Source organism: Pantoea sp. GbtcB22, from assembly GCF_019091025.1.
Taxonomy (GTDB): Bacteria; Pseudomonadota; Gammaproteobacteria; order Enterobacterales; family Enterobacteriaceae; genus Pantoea; species Pantoea leporis.
Genome location: NZ_JAGXKB010000008.1, coordinates 147,069 through 166,870 on the forward strand (window position 1 = coordinate 147,069; position 19,802 = coordinate 166,870).

Annotated in this window: 19 protein-coding genes; 13 read left to right on the forward strand and 6 right to left on the reverse strand. The window is 55.8% G+C overall.

Going from position 1 to position 19,802, the window contains the following annotated elements:
- Positions 1–30: 30 nt before the first annotated feature.
- The 5 genes from pckA to KVT28_RS20850 form a co-directional block, all read right to left on the reverse strand.
- Positions 31–1,650: a phosphoenolpyruvate carboxykinase (ATP) gene (gene pckA, locus KVT28_RS20830; protein WP_217549911.1), complete on the reverse strand. Its 1,620-nt coding sequence runs from the start codon at positions 1,648–1,650 to the stop codon at positions 31–33.
- Positions 1,651–1,924: 274 nt separating this feature from the next.
- Positions 1,925–2,797, reverse strand: coding sequence for an Hsp33 family molecular chaperone HslO (gene hslO / locus KVT28_RS20835; protein WP_217549913.1), 873 nt, complete (start codon positions 2,795–2,797; stop codon positions 1,925–1,927).
- Between the two features lie 24 nt (positions 2,798–2,821).
- Positions 2,822–3,223: a ribosome-associated heat shock protein Hsp15 gene (gene hslR, locus KVT28_RS20840; protein WP_101762677.1), complete on the reverse strand. Its 402-nt coding sequence runs from the start codon at positions 3,221–3,223 to the stop codon at positions 2,822–2,824.
- Positions 3,224–3,241: 18 nt separating this feature from the next.
- Complete coding sequence (yrfG, locus tag KVT28_RS20845) at positions 3,242–3,910, reverse strand: GMP/IMP nucleotidase (protein WP_101762676.1); 669 nt, start codon at positions 3,908–3,910, stop codon at positions 3,242–3,244.
- Between the two features lie 53 nt (positions 3,911–3,963).
- A complete protein-coding gene (locus KVT28_RS20850) occupies positions 3,964–6,105 on the reverse strand; it encodes an intracellular growth attenuator family protein (RefSeq protein WP_137386663.1) in 2,142 nt (713 codons plus the stop codon).
- 397 nt (positions 6,106–6,502) lie between these two features.
- Here KVT28_RS20850 and nudE point away from each other — a divergent pair, with 397 nt between their 5' ends.
- Complete coding sequence (gene nudE / locus KVT28_RS20855; protein WP_101762674.1) at positions 6,503–7,069, forward strand: ADP compounds hydrolase NudE; 567 nt, start codon at positions 6,503–6,505, stop codon at positions 7,067–7,069.
- 51 nt (positions 7,070–7,120) lie between these two features.
- On the opposite strand, the gene mrcA is transcribed toward nudE, so the two are convergent.
- Positions 7,121–9,661, reverse strand: a complete 2,541-nt coding sequence (mrcA, locus tag KVT28_RS20860) for a peptidoglycan glycosyltransferase/peptidoglycan DD-transpeptidase MrcA (RefSeq protein WP_101762673.1) — start codon at positions 9,659–9,661, stop codon at positions 7,121–7,123.
- A 149-nt stretch (positions 9,662–9,810) separates the two neighbouring features.
- On the opposite strand from mrcA, the gene pilM reads away from it, so the two are divergent.
- The 12 genes from pilM (at position 9,811) to trpS (ending at position 19,793) form a co-directional block, all read left to right on the forward strand.
- Entirely contained in the window at positions 9,811–10,620 is an 810-nt protein-coding gene (gene pilM, locus KVT28_RS20865) for a pilus assembly protein PilM (protein WP_217549915.1), read from the forward strand.
- Entirely contained in the window at positions 10,620–11,162 is a 543-nt protein-coding gene (locus tag KVT28_RS20870) for a PilN domain-containing protein (protein ID WP_217549917.1), read from the forward strand. The genes pilM and KVT28_RS20870 overlap by 1 nt, the downstream gene beginning before the upstream one ends.
- Positions 11,155–11,649, forward strand: a complete 495-nt coding sequence (locus KVT28_RS20875; protein WP_217549918.1) for a hypothetical protein — start codon at positions 11,155–11,157, stop codon at positions 11,647–11,649. The genes KVT28_RS20870 and KVT28_RS20875 overlap by 8 nt, the downstream gene beginning before the upstream one ends.
- Positions 11,639–12,016, forward strand: coding sequence for a HofP DNA utilization family protein (locus KVT28_RS20880; protein ID WP_110867621.1), 378 nt, complete (start codon positions 11,639–11,641; stop codon positions 12,014–12,016). The genes KVT28_RS20875 and KVT28_RS20880 overlap by 11 nt, the downstream gene beginning before the upstream one ends.
- On the forward strand, positions 11,961–13,220 hold the full coding sequence (hofQ, locus tag KVT28_RS20885) for a DNA uptake porin HofQ (RefSeq protein WP_101762668.1): 1,260 nt from the start codon (positions 11,961–11,963) through the stop codon (positions 13,218–13,220). The genes KVT28_RS20880 and hofQ overlap by 56 nt, the downstream gene beginning before the upstream one ends.
- Positions 13,221–13,701: 481 nt before the next feature.
- Positions 13,702–14,223 carry a shikimate kinase AroK gene (gene aroK, locus KVT28_RS20890; RefSeq protein ID WP_008107887.1) on the forward strand — a complete coding sequence of 174 codons (522 nt, stop codon included), beginning with the start codon at positions 13,702–13,704 and terminating at the stop codon, positions 14,221–14,223.
- A 39-nt stretch (positions 14,224–14,262) separates the two neighbouring features.
- Positions 14,263–15,351 carry a 3-dehydroquinate synthase gene (aroB, locus tag KVT28_RS20895; RefSeq protein WP_101762667.1) on the forward strand — a complete coding sequence of 363 codons (1,089 nt, stop codon included), beginning with the start codon at positions 14,263–14,265 and terminating at the stop codon, positions 15,349–15,351.
- 64 nt (positions 15,352–15,415) lie between these two features.
- Positions 15,416–16,453 carry an SPOR domain-containing protein gene (locus tag KVT28_RS20900; protein ID WP_101762666.1) on the forward strand — a complete coding sequence of 346 codons (1,038 nt, stop codon included), beginning with the start codon at positions 15,416–15,418 and terminating at the stop codon, positions 16,451–16,453.
- A 97-nt stretch (positions 16,454–16,550) separates the two neighbouring features.
- A complete protein-coding gene (gene dam, locus KVT28_RS20905) occupies positions 16,551–17,363 on the forward strand; it encodes an adenine-specific DNA-methyltransferase (RefSeq protein ID WP_101762665.1) in 813 nt (270 codons plus the stop codon).
- A gap of 65 nt (positions 17,364–17,428) precedes the next feature.
- Positions 17,429–18,112 carry a ribulose-phosphate 3-epimerase gene (gene rpe, locus KVT28_RS20910; protein ID WP_101762664.1) on the forward strand — a complete coding sequence of 228 codons (684 nt, stop codon included), beginning with the start codon at positions 17,429–17,431 and terminating at the stop codon, positions 18,110–18,112.
- Complete coding sequence (locus KVT28_RS20915) at positions 18,096–18,773, forward strand: phosphoglycolate phosphatase (RefSeq protein WP_192414849.1); 678 nt, start codon at positions 18,096–18,098, stop codon at positions 18,771–18,773. Before rpe ends, KVT28_RS20915 begins: the two co-directional genes overlap by 17 nt.
- 15 nt (positions 18,774–18,788) lie before the next feature.
- Positions 18,789–19,793 carry a tryptophan--tRNA ligase gene (gene trpS / locus KVT28_RS20920; protein ID WP_101762662.1) on the forward strand — a complete coding sequence of 335 codons (1,005 nt, stop codon included), beginning with the start codon at positions 18,789–18,791 and terminating at the stop codon, positions 19,791–19,793.
- Positions 19,794–19,802: the final 9 nt, after the last annotated feature.

Here is a 19,802-nt window from a genome sequence, read left to right on the forward strand (position 1 = left end):
GCGGGCATTCATGCCCACCGGGTTTTCACATCACAACTGCGGACCCGCCTGAACTAGCGCTTTACCCGCATCGTTATCGGTATATTTCTCAAAGTTAGTAATAAAGCGCTGCGCCAGATCCTGCGCGGCTTGCTGCCAGGCCGCTTCTGTCGGCCAGCTGCGGCGCGGATCGAGAATCGCGCTATCCAGCTGCGGCAGAACTTTAGGCATCTGCAGGTTGAACACCGGCAAGGTGTCAGTCTCAACCTCATCCAGCTCCCCAGCCAGAATCGCGTTGATGATGGCGCGCGTGTCTTTCAACGAAATGCGCTTGCCGCTGCCGTTCCAGCCGGTATTCACCAGATACGCCTGCGCACCTGCCGCTTCCATGCGCTTCACCAGCACGTCGGAATATTGCGTTGGGTGCAGCGTCAGGAACGCCGCGCCAAAGCAGGCAGAGAAGGTGGGCGTTGGCTGCGTGACGCCGCGCTCGGTGCCGGCCAGTTTGGCGGTAAAGCCAGACAGGAAATGGTATTGCGTCTGTTCCGGTGTCAAGCGTGAAACCGGCGGCAGCACGCCAAAGGCATCGGCGGTAAGGAAAATCACCCGCTTCGCATGGCCCGCTTTCGACACCGGCTGCACGATGTTCTCGATATGCTCGATCGGATAAGAGACGCGGGTGTTCTCGGTCTTGCTGCCGTCGGCGTAATCCACGCTGCCATCGGCGCGCACCACCACATTTTCCAGCAGCGCATTGCGACGAATTGCACGGTAGATCTCCGGCTCCGCCTGCTCAGACAGATTGATGGTTTTGGCGTAGCAGCCGCCTTCAAAATTGAACACGCCGTCGTCATCCCAGCCGTGTTCGTCATCGCCAATCAGCTGGCGATCCGGATCGGTGGACAACGTGGTTTTACCGGTGCCGGACAGGCCGAAGAACACCGCCACATCGCCCGCTTTGCCGACATTAGCCGAACAGTGCATTGAAGCGATGCCTTTCAGCGGCAGCAGGTAGTTCATGATGGCGAACAGCCCTTTCTTCATCTCGCCGCCGTACCAGGTGCCGCCAATCAGCTGCATGCGCTCGGTCAGGTTGAAGGCGACGAAGTTCTCGGAGTGCAGACCTTGCGCCTGCCAGTCTGGATTGGTGCACTGCGCGGCGTTCATCACCACGAAATCCGGTTTGAAGTCAGCCAGTTCGGCTTCGCTCGGGCGGATAAACATGTTTTTGACGAAGTGCGCCTGCCAGGCCACTTCCATCACGAAGCGCACGCTGAGGCGCGTGTCAGGATTGGCACCGCAGAACGCATCAATCACAAACAGGCGTTTGCCGGAAAGCTGCTGGGTGCAGCGATCTTTCAACGCCTGCCAGGTTTCCTGTGACAGCGGCTGGTTATCATTTTTACCGTTGCCGACATCGTTCCACCACAGCGTGTCGCGCGTGGTGTCATCCCGAACGATGTACTTATCTTTTGGCGAGCGACCCGTGAAGATGCCGGTATCCACGGCAATAGCACCGCTCTGCGTCAGAATGCCTCGCGCATAACCTTCCAGCTCTGGGCGAGTTTCTTCCTGAAACAGGGTGTCGAAATCAGGGTTGTACACCACTTCGGTGGTGCCGCTGATGCCCATAGAGGCGAGGTCTTGCGATGTCAGGCCGTTAACGCGCATGTGACTGCTCCTTTAATCGGTATCTGTTACTGCATATTTTTTATGGGGTGATTCTGCCGCCTGCCTGCATAGCCACGCAGGGCAGATCGCGCGCAGTGTACTCTTCTGAGCACAGCGGAAAAGAGAAGATAGTCAGAAATGCGAGCTGGAACGTGACAAGTAGAGAAATCTGCCACTTATGAAACTAAAGTCAGCGTTATTTAGCTAATAACCGTGATAAATGATAGGGATACGTTCAGCATGAATGCGGGCGGATGAACCGCCCGGCAGGTAATTAATGCACGTGATCGCTGTTGTTGGTTGGTGCGTTACGAATGGCGGCAATATCCACTGCATCGAACACGTAATGCGATCCGCAATAGTCGCAATTCATATCGATTTCGCCATCCTCTGCGAGGATTTCGTCCACTTCCTCAACCGGCAGCGTGCTCAGCACTTCACCGCAGCGCTCGCGTGAACAGGTGCACTTGAAGCTGACTGGCGACGGATCGAACACGGTGGCTTCTTCCTGATGATACAGGCGCCACAGCACGTCGGTGGCGGGCAGCTCAATCAGCTCTTCGCTCTTCACGGTTTCGGTCAGCGTGGCGAGGTGATTGAAATCATCCAGGCTCGGCTCTTGCGCTGGCAGCACCTGCAGCAGAATGCCGGCTGCGCCTTTGTCGCTGGTGCGGATAAACAGGCGCGTTGGCAACTGCTCAGAACGCATGAAGTAATCTTCCAGACAACCCGCCAGCGTATCCGCTTCCAGGCCAACCACGCCCTGATAGCGCTCGCCTTTCTCTGGCGAAATGGTGATCACCAGATAGCCGTTACCGACCATCTCTTTCAGGCTGCTGCCGGGTGCGATCTCCGCGTCTTCTTGCACGCGCGCCACGCCACGCAACTCCTGACGGTTGTTACCGTTGATCACCACCAGCGTCAGCGGACCGTCGCCCTGTAACTGCACCGTGATATCACCGTCAAACTTCAGCGTTGCCGTTAGCAGGCTGGTGGCTACCAGCAACTCGCCCAGCAAGGTTTTTACCGGCTCAACGTAGTGGTGATTTTCGACGATTTCACGCCAGGTTTCGCTCACATTGACCAGCTCGCCGCGCACGGCGACGTTTTCGAACAGGTAACGGTGCAGTTGATCGTTTGCAGACATAGTGTTTCTCTCGTTGGGGGCGCGTTATTTATCACCCGACAATTTAAATTTCATCAGATCGCGGCGCTCTTTCTTATCCGGGCGGCGATCGGGGTGCGGCATGGTTAAGGCATTCATCTTGCGTGCCAGCGCGGTTTTCTCGCGCTTGTCGATGCTGGCGGCGGTTTCGGCATACAGCGCCTGGGCTTCGCTGGCCGGACGACGCTGATCGGTCACGGCGGTGATCACCACGGTGCGCTCATCGTTGCCCTGACGCAGCGTCAATTCAGCATTTAGCTCCACCAGTTTGCTCGGCTTGCTGCGCTGACCGTTGTAATGCACTTTGCCGCCTTCGACCATTTCGCGTGCCAGCGCACGCGTTTTGTAGAAGCGCGCGGCCCACAGCCATTTGTCGAGGCGCACGCCTTCGCTCACTTTCTCTTTCATGGTATTGCGGCTCCTGCTTTAACGCAGCGTCTCACACAATTGGCGATAATCGCGTACCGCCGGATGACGCTGGAAAGATTGATCGGGCCGACCGGAATCCGGATTGCTGACGCCTAAGCACCAGCGGATGCCCCAGCGTGTTGCTGCATCCAGAATCGCTTCGCTGTCATCAATGAATAGCGTGCGCGCGCTGTCAAACGCAGTGTGTTGCTGAACGGCTTGCCAGAGACGCGGATCCTCTTTCGGATATCCAAAGGTATGGGTGGAAAGTAATAAATCAAGGTGGGCAGCTAATCCGGTCTGCTCCAGTTTCACATCCAGATTGTAAGGATGCGCATTGGTCAACAGAATCGTGCGCTTACCTGCGGCACGCAGCGCCTGCAATAGCGGCAGCGTATCTTCACGCATTGCCGCGCGGTGGCGCTTCTCCCACGTCATGGCGCGAATATCCAGCGCCAGTTCCTGCGACCAGTAATCGAGACAATACCAGTTTAGCGTATGCACCACGGCCTGGTATTTCTGCTCAATCAGCTGATGCGCTTCGCCCAGCGTGATGGCGCGTTCGCGGCTCAGGGTTTCCGGAACGTGTTCCAGCCAGAAGTGGCGATCAAAGGCGAGATCGAGCAAGGTGCCGTCCATATCCAGCAGCACGGTATCAATCTCTGACCAGTTAAGCGTAACCTGCATTGTCTTTCTCGCCGCAAAAAAGTGGGCGACAGGGTAGCACAGAAGGAGAGGGCTCAGAACAGCGAGCGCACGCTCTGCATAGTGTTCAGATTGTGGTTGAAGCACTTATCGTAATACTGCTGAATTTCCGCCATGCGCAGGCGATTGCGATGAATACGACGCAGCGCCAGCAAGCCGTTGATCACCGCGCTGGCAATCAGCACCAGCATCAACAGCGTGGTACCCAAATAGCGCCATTGCGCCATGGCATCCGGCTCGTTATGCAGCGCGATATGGCGTGTGCCGTTGGCATCGGTGGTAATACTGGTGATGATGCCGCTGGCGGCGAATGGCGTATGCAGCAGCATGCCAGACATGCGTTGCAGTTCGCGCCATTGCGAAGGCGCATCAAGATCGAACAGCGGTACCGACGGCTGCGGTTGCATCACCATCTGACGACCTTCATCACTGACAATCAGGAAGCCGCCCGGCGGTGGACTATTGAGGTTTTCAGCCGCACGACGCGTTTCACGCGCGAAGAAGCTGGAGGTGGCGGTGTTCACCAGATTTTCCAGCGCTTCGGCACTCACCGGACGCAGTAGTACGTTCATGCCATTCAGCTTGCCAGAATCCGCACGGTGAATCAGTGAATCCCAATCTTTGGCGTTGCCGAGATTCACCAGCGCATTTTTCAGGCGTACGCAATCCTGCTGCTGGCTGCACAGATCCTGGGTTTTCAGCACCAAATCCGAGAAGTCATCCAGCAGAATCATGCCCGATTTCTGAATCGCCGAGGCGAGCTGCGGATTGAGTTTGGGATCGGTATTGGTTTCCGGATGCAGCTGGCGCGTGGTGGTATCGAGCAGCGCCGAGGCTTTATCGATGATCTCCGATTGCGGCTGTGGCAGCGGCGCGGCGTTATTCCAGTAAATCGCCGAGCAGTCGAACGGCATGTAGGCGTAGCTGCGATTGCTTTGATAATTGCCCGGTACCGAACACATGCCGGTGCCACCCACTTTCAAAATGTCGCCGATGTGTAGCGGCAGCGCATTCAGCTTATCCACGCTATTCACTTCAATGCTCTCGGTGCCTTTCACCCACGCAAGGCTGAGTTTGATCGGCATGCTGAGAGGAATCCAGGTGAATAGCATGACCAGCACCAGCAGCGAGCCGCACGCCAGTACCAGATTTTTACGCCAGCGCTGCACCGGGAAGTTACGCACTTCATCCTGCAGCGACAGGAAGCGACCCTGACGCACTACCTGACGATTGAGGTACATATCGACGTCGGTGGTTTGGCCTAAATCGTGCGCTACATACGGCTGCCAGTGCGCGGGATAGATTAAATCAATAATGCCCAGCGAGATGTTGCTCTGCTCCTGATTGGATTCACCAAACAGGCCCCAGCGCTTGGGCGCACCGCGCAGGCAATGCACATCGCGCAAACCTTTGGCGCCAGGGAAGCGATAGAGGAACCACAGGCTAACGGCGATCATCAGGCAGCCGAGCAGCGCAATCCAGCCCATCAGGCTGCCGGGCAGCACCAGACTCAGGAAGAACAGCAGGAAAGCGAAACAGATGGCGACCGCTTCACGCGTGCCGTCGGCGCGAGACAGCTGATACTCTTCTGAGGTCTCTTTGCGTACCTGCAACAGCTCAACATTCTCGCTCTCTTCTTTACGAATCGACGCGTTAGTGGACATCGGCCGCACCAGTGGCGGCAGCGCCGGTTGTTCTACCGCGTAATTCACCAGCGAATGTCCGTTAAGCGAAATCACCAGCGGCAGCGTTTGCGTGCGGATCAGCTCTACGTGGTTCTCTTCGGCTATGTACTGTTCCCAAAGCGGCGGAAGATGCACTTCGACTTCATCGAGATAGTAGCGCCACTTCTGCGGATCGTCGGTGGAGAGGCCATAGCGGGTGATGGAGCGGGTGACAGGATAAACATTGTTGCTTTGCGCGGTGAGCGTCAGCGCTTGAGGTTCGCGCGGCTTCTTTGCGGATCGCGCGCTGCTGTGTTGCTGCTGTTTCACCAGTAGCGCGATGTACTTTTCAACGGCAGCGCGTTCTTCGTCGGTGAGCTTGCGATTAGGCGGACTGATAAACGGCAGTGGTTTCGCCAACGGCGGACGATGCCGCATAGCGAACCAATAGCCGATACCTGCTAATAAGGAACAGGCGAGCATGACAGCCAGAATGACAATATAAGTGCTCATGCTTTGCTCAATCCAGCCAAAAAACTGCCTTCACGTTAACGAATTACTCCCGGTGAATCCATCAATACAAGTCAATTTTGGCGAGCAGATGTCATTCTGACAAGGGAAAAGTCAGATAAAATAACGCGCAAAATCATTTAATTATAGTTTGTTAGATCATTCCTTAACGGGATGTTAACCAGACATGACTCAACTAAATATCGGTATTTTCTGAATTTAACCCCGCGCCGTTGACTTATTGTGAATTTTTAACTGCATAGATAACAAGAAGTTGTTAGCAGCCATAAGTGAATGTGTGTCACCATAGTTTACTTACGCTGCGTGTCGCACAATAGTTCTGGCTTCGGTATGCTGGCGTCATCACGTTTCACAGGGTTGTGCTAAGTTTGAGGCTGATATGAAAACCCCAATGAAAAAACCTGACATCCTCAATGTGGCAGCGGTGGCCCGCTCCCGCCTGTTCACCATCGAAGCGGTCGATCTCGCTTTCAGCAATGGCGCGCGCCGCGTTTATGAGCGCATGAAACCTTCCGACCGTGAAGCGGTGATGATTGTGCCGATTATTGGCGATGACGTGATCCTGATCCAGGAGTACGCCGTCGGTCTGGAAAGCTATGAACTGGGCTTTCCTAAAGGGCTAATCGATCCTGGCGAAAGCGCCTTTGAAGCCGCCGATCGTGAACTGAAAGAAGAAGCGGGATTTGGTGCCACCAAACTGGAAGCGCTGGGCAAGCTGACCATGGCGCCCTCATATTTCTCCAGCAAGATGAACATCGTGGTGGCGGAAGGTTTGTACGAAGAGAAGCTGGAAGGTGATGAGCCGGAGCCGCTAATTGTCCATCGCTGGCCGCTAAATAATCTGCTGGCGCTGCTGGATGAACCCGACTTCCGCGAAGCGCGTAACGTCAGCGCGCTGTTTATGGTGCGTGAGTGGCTGGTGAAGCAGGGCCGTTTAAGCTACTAAATTGCATCATCATTAAAAAAAGAAAGCCGGCGCATTTGCCGGCTTTTTTGATCAGAACAGTTCGTGGCTTTCGCCGTTGTCCATGAGGGTGGTGCCGACATCATGCACCGAATACTCGGTTGGCTGGGTGCCGTTGATGAAGTACTCCTGACGCGAGTTACCGCCGTTAGCCAACTTGCCGGTGCCGCGATCGATGTTAACGGTGACCACGCCATCTGGCGGTGTTAGCGGCTGTACCGGCACGCCTTCCAGCGCGGATTTCATATAGTCATCCCACGCTGGCTGTGCACTCTTCGCGCCGCCTTCGTAACCGGAGATTTGATCCGGTATCGCACCTGACATGGTGGAGCGACCCAACGCGCGTGAATCATCGAAACCGATCCACACCGACGTCACCACGCCCGGACCATAACCAGAGAACCACGCATCTTTCGAGCTGTTGGTGGTACCGGTTTTGCCGCCGATATCGTTACGCTTCAGGTCACGACCGGCACGCCAGCCCGTTCCCATCCAGCCCGGCTCGCCGAAGATGTTGGTGTTCAGCGCGCTCTTGATCAGGAATGACAGCGGCGTGTTGATCACGTGCGGAGCATACTGCTGCTCGCCACCCGGCTGTGCAGGCACTTGCTCCAGCTCCGGTTGCGGCACGGTTTGGTTCTGCGATTGATCGGAGGTCGCGACATTCTCGACGCTCTCTTCATTCAACGCGACCGACTTTTTGGTATCGCCATAGATCACCGGCAGGTTGCACTGCGGACAGGCAATCTTCGGTTTCTCTTCGAAGATCACGCCGCCTTGTTCATTCTCGATCTTCGCGATGAAGTAAGGATCAATCAGGAAGCCGCCGTTCGCCATCACCGCGTAGCCGCGTACCACCTGCATTGGGGTAAAGGACGCCGCGCCTAAGGCTAACGATTCGGTATGCACGATGTTCTGCGCCGGGAAGCCGAAACGCTGCAGATATTCCGCCGCGTAATCAACGCCCATCGCACGCATCGCACGTACCATCACCACGTTTTTCGACTCGCCTAAGCCTTGACGCAAACGGATTGGACCTGCATACGTTGGCGGTGAGTTCTTCGGACGCCAGTCAGCACCCGCACCGGCATCCCAGCGCGAAATCGGCACGTCGTTGAGAATCGATGCCAGCGTTAAACCGCGATCCATCGCTGCGGTATACAGGAAGGGTTTGATGTTGGAACCCACCTGACGCAGCGCCTGGGTTGCGCGGTTGAACATGCTCTGATTGAAATCGAAACCGCCGACCAGCGCGCGAACCGCACCATCTTCTGGATTGAGTGACACCAGCGCCGAGTTCACCGCCGGAACCTGGCCGAGCCACCAGTCGTCATTCACTTTACGCACCCAAATCTGCTGGCCGGTTTGCAGCACCTGCGTCACGCTGCGCGGCGTTGGGCCTTGCAGCGTGTCAGATTTGTAAGCGCGTGCCCAGCGTACGCCGGCCATATTCAGCGTAACGCTGCTGCCATCTTTCAGCATCGCCGTGGCGTGATCGGCGCTGGCGCTGGTGATCACCGCAGCATTCAGCGGTCCGTAAGTTGGCAGATTTTTCAGCGCATTCTGGATGCGGGTTTGATCCCAGCTCGCTTCGCCCACTTTCCACAGCACATTGGTTGGACCGCGATAGCCGTGGCGCATGTCATACGCCATCACATTATTACGCACCGCCTGCTGCGCGGCTTCCTGCAGATGACGGGTGACGGTGGTGTAAACCTTGTAACCATCTTCATAGGCTTTATCGCCATAACGCTTCACCATCTCCTGACGCACCATTTCACTTAAGTAAGGTGCAGAGAAGGCGATTTCCGGGCCGTGATAGCTGGCCGTCAGCGGCGAGTTACGCGCTTCGTTATATTGCTGCTGCGTGATGTAGTTTTGATCCAGCATACGCGCCAGCACCACATTACGACGCGCCAGCGCACGCGTATGAGAATAGAGCGGGTTGAACGTCGAAGGTGCTTTTGGCAACCCAGCAATCATCGCCATTTCACTCAGCGACAGTTGATCAATAGGTTTACCAAAGTAGACCTGCGCCGCCGCGCCTACGCCGTACGCGCGATAGCCGAGATAAATCTTGTTGAGATAGAGCTCAAGGATTTCATCTTTGCTCAGCAGCTGTTCGATACGGATCGCGAGGAACGCTTCCTTAATCTTACGCATCAAGGTGCGTTCCGGGCTGAGGAAGAAGTTACGCGCCAGCTGTTGAGTAATGGTACTGGCGCCCTGCGAGGCGTGGCCGGACATCAGCGCAATGCTGGCTGCACGGAAAATCCCCACCGGATCGACACCGTGATGCTCGTAGAAACGGCTATCTTCGGTGGCAATAAACGCTTTGATTAACTCAGGCGGCATCTGTTGTAGGGTCAGCGGGACACGGCGCTTCTCGCCGTACTGGGCGATTAGATCGCCATCCGCGCTGTAAACCTGCATAGGAGTTTGCAGGCGCACATCTTTCAATGTGTTCACATCAGGCAGCTGCGGCTCTATGTATTTGTACAAACCATAAACCGTGCCGGCTCCCAGCAAAATGCAACACACTGCAAGGATCAATAAATACTTTACGAACTTCACCTGAGAATTCCCATCTGTTGTCGTTTGAGCAGTTTATAAGCAACCGCGCGGTAGTATAAAGACAAGCCTGACGCATTCATATACCTGTCAGGCTTGAAGTTGCCGGGGTATCAGCACTCTGACCTTTTAATGATAAGGAGATCGCGCGTATGGCTTTTCAGCGCTGGCAAATTGGACTGGATATCCAAAACGGACAACTGTGTGCCCTTGGCATCGAACGCCGACGTCATGGTTGGCAGTTGCGACACTGGTGGAAACAAACGCTGCCGCAAGATACGTTAAGAAACGGCGTGCTGCAAACCACGCCTGCGTTACTGGATATGTTAGGGCGCTGGCAGCGCCATCTGCCGAAGCGCTATTCACTGCGCGTTGGCCTGCCGCCGCAGTTGGTATTGCAACGCACTTTGCCGCTGCCGGAAACCTCGCTGCGTGAACCCGCGCTGGGGCGCTATGTGGCGGCTTCTGCGCAGCGTCTGTTTCCCGTCGAACCCGCTTCGCTGTCGCTGGATTATCGCTCACCGGGCAAGGATGCACCGCTTTACGTTACCGCGGCACGGCGCGAGGTGATTACGCAATGGCTGACGCCGCTCAAGCAGGCAGGTCTACGACCGGACGTATTCGAACTGAGTAGCCTGGCGCTGACGCAGATCGCCATGCGCCTGCCGTTACGCCACAACCACTTATTGATTCATCCGCTTAGCGATCATTGGCTATGGACGCTGGTGGGGGAAAGCACCACTTCAGGTGCGGCCACTGAACCTCTCACCCTCGCGCAGCTGCGCGAAACCTTCCCGCAGATGGAAAGCGTATTCTGCACCTCAACTCAGGTTTTGCCTGAGGAGCAGGTTAAACGCTGCAAGCCGTTTTCGCTGCTGCACTATCTGCAACCACCGTTGCCTGCACAGGAAGGTATTTTTGCCATCGCGCTTGGGCTGGCGCTGCGCCCGGAGGATGTCTGATGCTGGCGGTCAACCTGCTTCCCTGGCGCATCCAGCAATCGCAGCGGCGGCGCCAGCAGAGCCTCTCGCTGCTGTCGCTTACGCTGGTCTGCACCTTGCTGATCCTCTCATTAATGTGGTGGCGCGGCGTCATTGCACGGCAGCAACAAACGGACGCGCTGATGGATATCACTTCTCTCCTCAGCTTACTGCAGCAACAGCTGGAACAGCAGCAATCGCTGTTGAAGCTGCGTGAATCACTTCTTCAGGCGCAAAAGGAACAGCTGCAGCGGCAAGATCAGCATCAGCACTGGCAGCATTTTTGGCAGCAACTACCGGAGTTAATGCCAGACACCTTGTGGCTGAATCGCCTTGAACGTCGGCAAGGGCAACTGGTGCTGGAAGGGCAAGCGCAGAGCATGGCGGCTGTCAGTGATTTTCGTCATCAGCTCATGACTCAGCCGCTGTTCAGCAGCGTAAAGCAGGGCGGTGTGAAGCGCGAAGCGGGCGGCGACTATCGTTTTGCTTTGCATGCGCGCGTGCAGGAGGTAGCCGATGAATGAACTCCTGCAGCGCTGGCTGATGCTCACGCTGCCGCTGCGCATGCTGGGACTTTTGACATTATCGCTGGGGCTGTTTGCGCTGACGTGGATCGTGCTGCTTCGTCCGCAGCAGCAGATGCGTGAAGCGCAAGCGCGGCAGCTGGAACAGATGCGTCAACAGCAGCAACAGCGGTTGCAACAGCTGGCTTCACTTCCGGCGATTGATGTGTTGCAGAGCGAAATTAGCCTGCTGCAGCAACCCACGAAGGATACCCGCACTCAGCAAACGCTGGAGCGAATCGTGGCAGCGCGCGGCAATCAGCTGGAAGCCTGGCATCCAGATAGCCAACCGCAGCAGCTGCAGTTAAGGCTTGCCTGGCCGCAATTTCTGCCGCTGTTTAGTGAACTAGCCAGCACCCGATTACCGGTGCCACAACGCTTTCAGCTGCAAGCCGAGCAAGGCGTATTGAACACGCAACTGTGGCTGGAGAGTGACGATGCGGAGTAGCGCCTTGCTGTTGTTACTCTGCAGCTCGCTGGCACTGGCGCGCGATCCTTTCCAGCCGCTGGCAGCAACGCTGTGTCAGACGCAGGTTGCTGCGCCAGAAGGCTGGCGCTTACAGGGCATTATTGGCACGGCGCCGCACTACGTGGCGTGGCTGGTGTCACCTCAAGGCAAAAGCCATCGGCTGGATAATCAAGCGCCTTTTCCCCAGCCGCCCTGGCAAGTCGTGCAGCTTACGTCGCGCATGCTGGTGTTGAGCGCAGCACAAAGCTGCACGCCACAGCAAATCACATGGGTAATAAAAGGAGGTTTTTATGAAATGGATGACGTTACTGATGCTGCTGTGTCTGAGCATGCCGCTGCGCGCTAACGACGACCGATTAAGTCTGACGTTTGATGATGCGCCGGTTGAACGCATTTTGCAGGCGCTGGCAGATTATCAGCAGACCAACCTGCTGATTGCGCCGGGCGTTGAAGGTCGGCTGTCGCTGCGATTAGACAATGTCGGCTGGGATCGCGCGCTCGCGCTGGTAACGCAGCTGGCAAAACTCACCGTGGTGCAGGAAGAGGGCGTTTTGCTGGTCTATCCGGAAAGCTGGCAGCAGCAGCAGGCGCAACAGGAAAAGGTGGAGCGTGAGGAGGAGAAGCAGCAAACGCCGCTGGAACAACAAACCGTGACGCTGCATTACGCCAGCGCCAGCGATATTTACCGCAGCCTGCAAGCCGAACGCTCGTTGATGACGCCGCGTGGTAGCGTCACGGTCGATAGCCGCACCAACAGTTTGCTGCTACGCGATACGGCTGAGGCATTGCGTGACACCGAGCGCTGGTTAAAAGCGCTGGATTTGCCGCTCGAGCAGGTTGAGCTCGCGGCACATATCGTCACCATCAATGAAGAGCACCTGCGCGAGTTAGGTGTTAACTGGGGCACGTCACCGGCAGAAGTGGTAACGCAGGCGTTGCGCAACCCGCTGCTCGAGATTCCTCTTGCGGTGAGTAATCCGGCGTTTCGCGCGGGCGTGACGCTGGGCCAGGTCAGCGGCGAACTGCTCAACCTGGAACTGAGTGCGCTGGAGCAGGAGAACCAAATCGAAATCATCGCCAGTCCGCGCTTGTTTACCTCGCATCAGCAAACCGCCAGCATCAAACAGGGCACGGAAATCCCTTATGAGGTGAAATCGGGCAACAGCGGTGCCACCGCCATTGAATTTAAGGAAGCGGTTTTAGGCATGGAAGTGACGCCGGTGGTGCTGGGAAATGGCCGCATCCAGCTCAAACTGCGGCTGAGCCAGAACTTGCCAGGGCGCAGTGTAAACATTGGCGACAACCAGGTGCTGAGCATTGATAAGCAGGAGATCGAGACTCAAGTGACGCTGCGCGATGGCGAAACTTTAGCGCTGGGCGGCATTTTCCAGCAGCAGCGTACGCAGAGCGAAAAACGCGTGCCCTGGCTGGGCGATATGCCTTTATTAGGGAATTTGTTCCGTCAGCAAACTGATGAGCAGAAGAAAAAGGAGCTGGTGATCTTTATTACTCCCAGACTGGTCAGGGAAGCAGCGCTTACTGCCGGATAAAGCGGAAAATTCGTTCTGTGAGGCCAACTGCGTTGACGCAGGGCTGGAATTAGCTTACAAGGTTTAGCGATTTTCAAAACGGTGTAACGGAACGCGGCAGAATAACCTTCCGAATGACGTTAGTCACAAGCGATACTGACGTCAAAAGAAATATCGCCAAAATAATTCGAGCTCCAGTAAGACGTTAAATGAGTGAATGCACTGTGCTTACATCGGTAAGCGATGACAGTGGATGACCCCGGCCAGCGTGCCTGTAGCACGAAATATAGCGGATCAGCGGAGGTGCGTTACCGTCTCGCGAACCACAGACCGGTCCTGTTAAGAGGTCGCCGGGGGCAATTTATTCGGTTGCCAAACGGCCATGAGTGTTGAGATAATTTTCCGTCTGACTCTTGTTAACGCTCATGAGGTCTCAGTTCCTGTCCCGCCAGCTATGCTGAACGCGGGGTATCATCAACGAATTCTTAGTAATACCGATAAAATGGCAGAGAAACGCAATATCTTTCTGGTTGGGCCGATGGGTGCCGGCAAAAGCACTATTGGTCGTCAGTTGGCTCAGCAACTCAATATGGAATTTTTCGATTCCGATCAGGAAATTGAGCGACGCACCGGAGCGGATGTAGGCTGGGTATTTGATGTGGAAGGCGAAGAAGGCTTCCGCGATCGTGAAGAAAAGATCATTAATGAGCTGACCGAGAAGCAAGGCATTGTCCTCGCGACCGGTGGCGGCTCAGTCAAATCCCGCGAGACCCGTAATCGTCTCTCCGCCCGCGGTGTGGTCGTATACCTTGAAACCACCATCGAAAAGCAACTTGCACGAACCCAGCGTGATAAAAAGCGTCCGCTGTTGCAGGTTGAATCACCGCCGCGCGAAGTACTGGAAGCGCTAGCTGGTGAACGTAATCCGCTTTATGAAGAGATCGCTGATGTCACTATTCGCACTGACGATCAGAGTGCAAAAGTGGTGGCCAATCAGATCATCAACATGCTGGAAAAGAACTAATCCAGCGCCCTGAGGGCTCAGCAATAGGTATCGGTCATCATGGAGAAGATCACTGTCTCACTCGGGGATCGCAGTTACCCCATCACCATCGCTGCCGGACTGTTTAACGATCCGGCTTCTTTTTGGCCGCTCAAAGCAGGCGACAATGCCATGCTGGTGACAAACCAGACCCTGGCGCCGATCTATCTTGAACCCCTGTCAGCGCTGCTCAGCAATGCCGGCATTAAGGTAGATCAGGTCATTTTGCCTGATGGTGAGCAGTACAAAACCCTGGCGGTCATGGACGAGGTATTCACCGCGCTGCTGAAAAAGCCGCACGGTCGTGATACCACGTTGATTGCACTCGGTGGTGGCGTGATTGGTGACTTGACCGGATTTGCTGCAGCCAGCTATCAGCGTGGCGTGCGCTTTATTCAGGTGCCGACCACGTTGTTGTCTCAGGTTGACTCCTCCGTCGGTGGAAAAACCGCGGTAAACCATCCACTCGGCAAAAACATGATTGGGGCGTTTTATCAGCCCGCGTCTGTCGTAGTGGATACTCATTGCCTGGCCACTCTGCCACCGCGCGAATTAGCGTCCGGTCTGGCGGAAGTGATCAAATACGGCATTATCCTTGATGGCGAATTCTTCCAGTGGCTAGAGCAAAATCTTGATGCTCTGCTGGCGCTAGATGAAAAAGCCCTGGCTTACTGCATCCGTCGTTGCTGCGAGCTTAAAGCCGAAGTGGTTGCGGCTGATGAGCGCGAAACCGGCGTACGTGCACTGCTCAATCTGGGCCATACTTTTGGTCATGCGATTGAAGCGCACATGGGCTACGGCAACTGGCTGCACGGCGAAGCGGTGTCGGCTGGCATGGTGATGGCCGCACGTACCGCTGAACGTTTAGGGCAGTTCACCTCGGTTGAAACCGATCGCATTATCGCGCTGCTGTTGCGTGCTGGTTTGCCTGTACATGGCCCGGCGAGCATGGCGGCGGAAGATTATTTGCCACACATGATGCGCGATAAGAAAGTGCTGGCGGGCGAGCTGCGTCTGGTGCTGCCTCTCGCTATTGGCCGCTCTGAAGTGCGTGGCGGTGTGGCTCATGATATGGTGCTGGCAGCAATTAACGATTGCCAGAAACCCTGATTATTAGAAGTGATGAGTGGTGATGCGGCGTGTGGGAAGCGCGTCGTTTTACGGAGGAGGCTAAATGGATGAGTTCAAACCGGAAGACGAGTTAAAACCTGACGCCAGTGACCGCCGTCCGACGCGGCCACGCAAATCGTCTTCTGCGCCGAAAGTGAAAGTACCGGTTTCCCGTCAACATATGATGATGGGCATTGGTATTTTGGTTCTGCTGTTGGTGGTGCTGGGGATTGGTTCAGCATTAACCGGCCCAGACGAGAAGAAACCCGCAACCAATACCGCAAATAATGGCGCGGCACCTTCTGCCGGTGGCAGCGAAAAGAACATCGACCTTTCGGGATCGACGTCCATGAGCGGCCAGCAAAACGCCACGCCTTCTGCTGAAGGCAGCGCAGCGCAAAACACCGCGGGCACAACTGCACCAGCGGGCAGCGATGGTCAATCCATCTCGATGCCATCGGTCTCCTCGACGCCGACGCAAGCTGCGCCTGTGGATACGCCAGCTAACCAACAACGTGTCACGCTGCCGGGCGATCTCAATAGTGCGCTGAACAATCAGCAAGGTTCTGTCGATGCCGCAGCACAAGGCGCGCAGGGTAATAGCTCGCTGCCAACCGCGCCGGCCACAGTCAGCGGCAACGGTAAAGCGATCACGCCGCCAGCCATGCGTTCAGAAACCCCCGCGCGCACCAGCAACAACGGTACACGCGAGACGCACGCGTCGACGCCGCATAAAACACCGACCGCCACTAAACCAGCAGCTGTGAAAGAGAACAACACCCGCACCACCGCGACGCGTAATCCCGCGCCTGCCAGTGCGAGCGGTGCCAGCAAATCGTTGCCGTCGGGCGGAAACTATACGCTGCAGTTGAGCGGTGCGTCGAAAGAAGAGAGCCTGAACGCCTGGGCGAGAAAACAGAACCTGAGCGGTTATCACGTGTATAAAACCACGCGTAACGGCGAACCTTGGTATGTGTTGGTGAGCGGCGCTTACGCCACGCCAGCCGATGCGAAACGCGCCGTGGCATCGCTGCCAGCGGAAGTACGTGCGGCCAATCCGTGGGTAAAACCGCTTAGCCAGGTGAAGAAAGAAAGCCAGTAATGAGATGTGGGGCCGCAAAAATGCGGCCCCGTTTAAAGCGCAGAGCTGCTGTCGGTTCCACCACAGCCAATAATTAAGATGTAATAACCACGACAGCATGAAAAAAAATCGCGCTTTCCTGAAATGGGCCGGAGGGAAATACCCGCTCCTCGATGACATCCGTCGTCATTTGCCACAAGGTGATTGTCTAATCGAACCCTTTGTCGGCGCCGGTTCCGTGTTCCTCAACACCGACTATGACCGCTATCACCTGGCGGACATCAACGGTGATCTCATCAATCTGTATAACATCGTCAAAACGCGTACCGCGGCTTTCATTGAAGACGCGCGCCAGCTTTTCAACGCTGAAGGCAACACGGCAGAAACCTACTACGCGCAGCGCATCGCCTTTAATGCGAGCAAAGATGAATATCAGCGCGCGGTGCTGTTTCTGTATCTCAATCGACACGGTTATAACGGTCTGTGCCGCTACAATTTGCGCGGTGAGTTTAACGTGCCTTTTGGCCGGTATCGCAAGCCGTACTTCCCGGAAGCGGAGCTGCTCTGGTTTGCCGAACGGGCGCAAAAAGCGACCTTTGTCTGTGAATCGTACGATGTTACTCTGAACAACGCCGTTGAAGGCTCAGTGGTTTATTGCGATCCGCCGTATGCACCGCTTTCGGCGACAGCGAATTTTACCGCTTACCACACCAACAGTTTTAGTCTGCGCGAGCAGCAGCATCTGGCTGAGTTAGCCAATAAGCTTTCGCAGCAAAATCGCATCCCGGTACTGATTTCAAACCACGATACGGTACTCACGCGTGAGTGGTATCAGAATGCGGATTTACACATAGTCAAAGCCCGGCGTTCCATCAGCCGAAGCATAAGTGGTCGCACGCAAGTCGACGAACTGCTAGCGCTTTTCCGCTAGCCTGTTTCGTCCGCGACCAAGGCATTACGCCAGCTCAGGCTGGCGCACAAAATTGGGAGAATCGGATGAAACAATTTTTACTGGCCCCATCAATTCTGGCTGCTGACTTCGCGCGTTTGGGTGAAGACACGGCCAAAGCGCTGGCGGCAGGTGGTGATGTGGTCCATTTCGATGTGATGGATAACCACTACGTTCCCAATCTGACGATGGGGCCGATGGTGCTTAAAGCGCTGCGCGATTACGGCATCACTGCACCTATTGATGTGCATCTGATGGTTAAACCTGTGGATGCATTGATCCCGGAATTCGCTAAAGCGGGCGCCACCTTCATCACTTTCCACCCGGAAGCCAGCGAGCATGTTGATCGCACGCTGCAGCTGATCAAAGAGCATGGTTGCAAAGCGGGTCTGGTGTTCAACCCTGCGACGCCGCTCCACTACCTCGATTATGTAATGGATAAGCTGGACATCATTCTGCTGATGTCGGTGAACCCAGGCTTTGGCGGTCAATCCTTCATTCCCGGTACGCTCGACAAACTGCGTCAGGCGCGTCGCCTGATTGATGAGAGTGGCTACAACATTCGTCTGGAAGTGGATGGCGGCGTGAAAATTGATAACATCGGCCAGATTGCTGCCGCCGGTGCCGATATGTTTGTTGCCGGTTCCGCGATCTTCGGTCATCCGGATTACAAAAAAGTGATCGATGAGATGCGTGGCGAACTGGAGAAAGTCAATGGCTCATTTCACTGATATCCGCGCGCTGGCGTTTGACCTCGACGGTACGCTGGTCGATAGCGCGCCGGGCCTGTCGCAAGCCATTGATCATGCGCTGAGCGATCTGCAGCTGCCGCCGCCGGGTTTGGCATTGGCTTCTACCTGGATTGGTAACGGCGCTGACGTGATGATGACCCGCGCGCTGACCTGGGCGCTGGGACGCGAGCCGCATGCCGAAGAGCAACGCGATGCGCGTGCGCTGTTTGACAAATATTACGCGCAAACGGTAGAAGCGGGCAGTACGCTGTTCCCGCAGGTAGTAGAGACGCTGGCGGCCTTGCAGGCGAAAGGCCTGCCGTTGGCGATCGTCACCAACAAGCCAACGCCATTTGTGGCGCCGCTGCTGAAGTCGCTCGGGATTGCTGAGTACTTCACGCAGATTATCGGCGGTGACGACGTAATTGTGAAAAAGCCCCATCCGGCGGCCATTTTCCTCGTCCTTGGCCATTTTGGCGTGCTTCCGGGACAATTGCTGTTTGTCGGCGATTCTCGCAATGATATTCTCGCGGCCCAGGCGGCAGGCGTACCGAACATCGGTATGACATTCGGCTACAACTACGGCGAGCCGATTGCTACCAGCCAACCCGATTTAACTCTCGACTCTTTTGACGAACTTTTGCCCGCTATCGGGCTGTGATTATCAGGACATAACATGAGCAAACCCATCGTTTTCAGCGGCGCCCAGCCTTCCGGTGAACTGACCATTGGCAACTATATGGGTGCGCTGCGTCAGTGGGTGCAGATGCAGGATGATTTTCACTGCATTTACTGCATCGTCGATCTGCACGCCATCACCGTACGTCAGGATCCAACCGCGCTGCGTAAAGCCACGCTGGATACCTTAGCGCTCTATCTTGCCTGCGGCATCGACCCGGCGAAGAGCACCATCTTTGTTCAGTCGCACGTGCCAGAGCATGCGCAGCTGAGCTGGGTGCTGAACTGCTACGCCTATTTTGGCGAGCTGAGCCGCATGACGCAGTTCAAAGATAAATCCGCGCGCTACTCGGAAAACATCACCGCAGGCCTGTTTGATTATCCGGTGCTGATGGCGGCCGATATCCTGCTCTATCAAACCAATCAGGTGCCGGTTGGCGAAGATCAGAAGCAGCATCTGGAGCTGAGCCGCGATATCGCCCAGCGTTTCAATGCGCTGTACGGCGATGTGTTCAAAGTGCCTGAACCGTTCATTCCGAAATCGGGTGCACGCGTGATGTCGCTGCTTGAGCCGACCAAAAAAATGTCCAAGTCAGACGACAACCGTAACAACGTGATTGGTCTGCTGGAAGACACCAAAGCGGTGGTGAAGAAGATCAAACGTGCGGTAACCGACTCCGCCGAGCCGCCAGTGGTGCGCTACGACGTCAAAGAGAAAGCCGGTGTATCAAACCTGCTGGATATTCTTGCGGGCGTGACCGGTAAAACCATTGCGCAGCTGGAGCAAGAGTTCGAAGGCAAAATGTACGGCCATCTGAAAGGTGAAGTGGCTGAAGCGGTTTCCGGCATGTTGACCGAGCTGCAGGAGCGCTATCATCGTTTCCGTAACGATGAAGAGTTGCTGAATCAGGTGATGCGCGATGGCGCAGCAAAAGCCCGCGCTCATGCGCAGGAAACGCTGAAGAAAGTGTATGAAGCGGTAGGTTTTGTCGCACAGCCGTAAGCGGTTTGC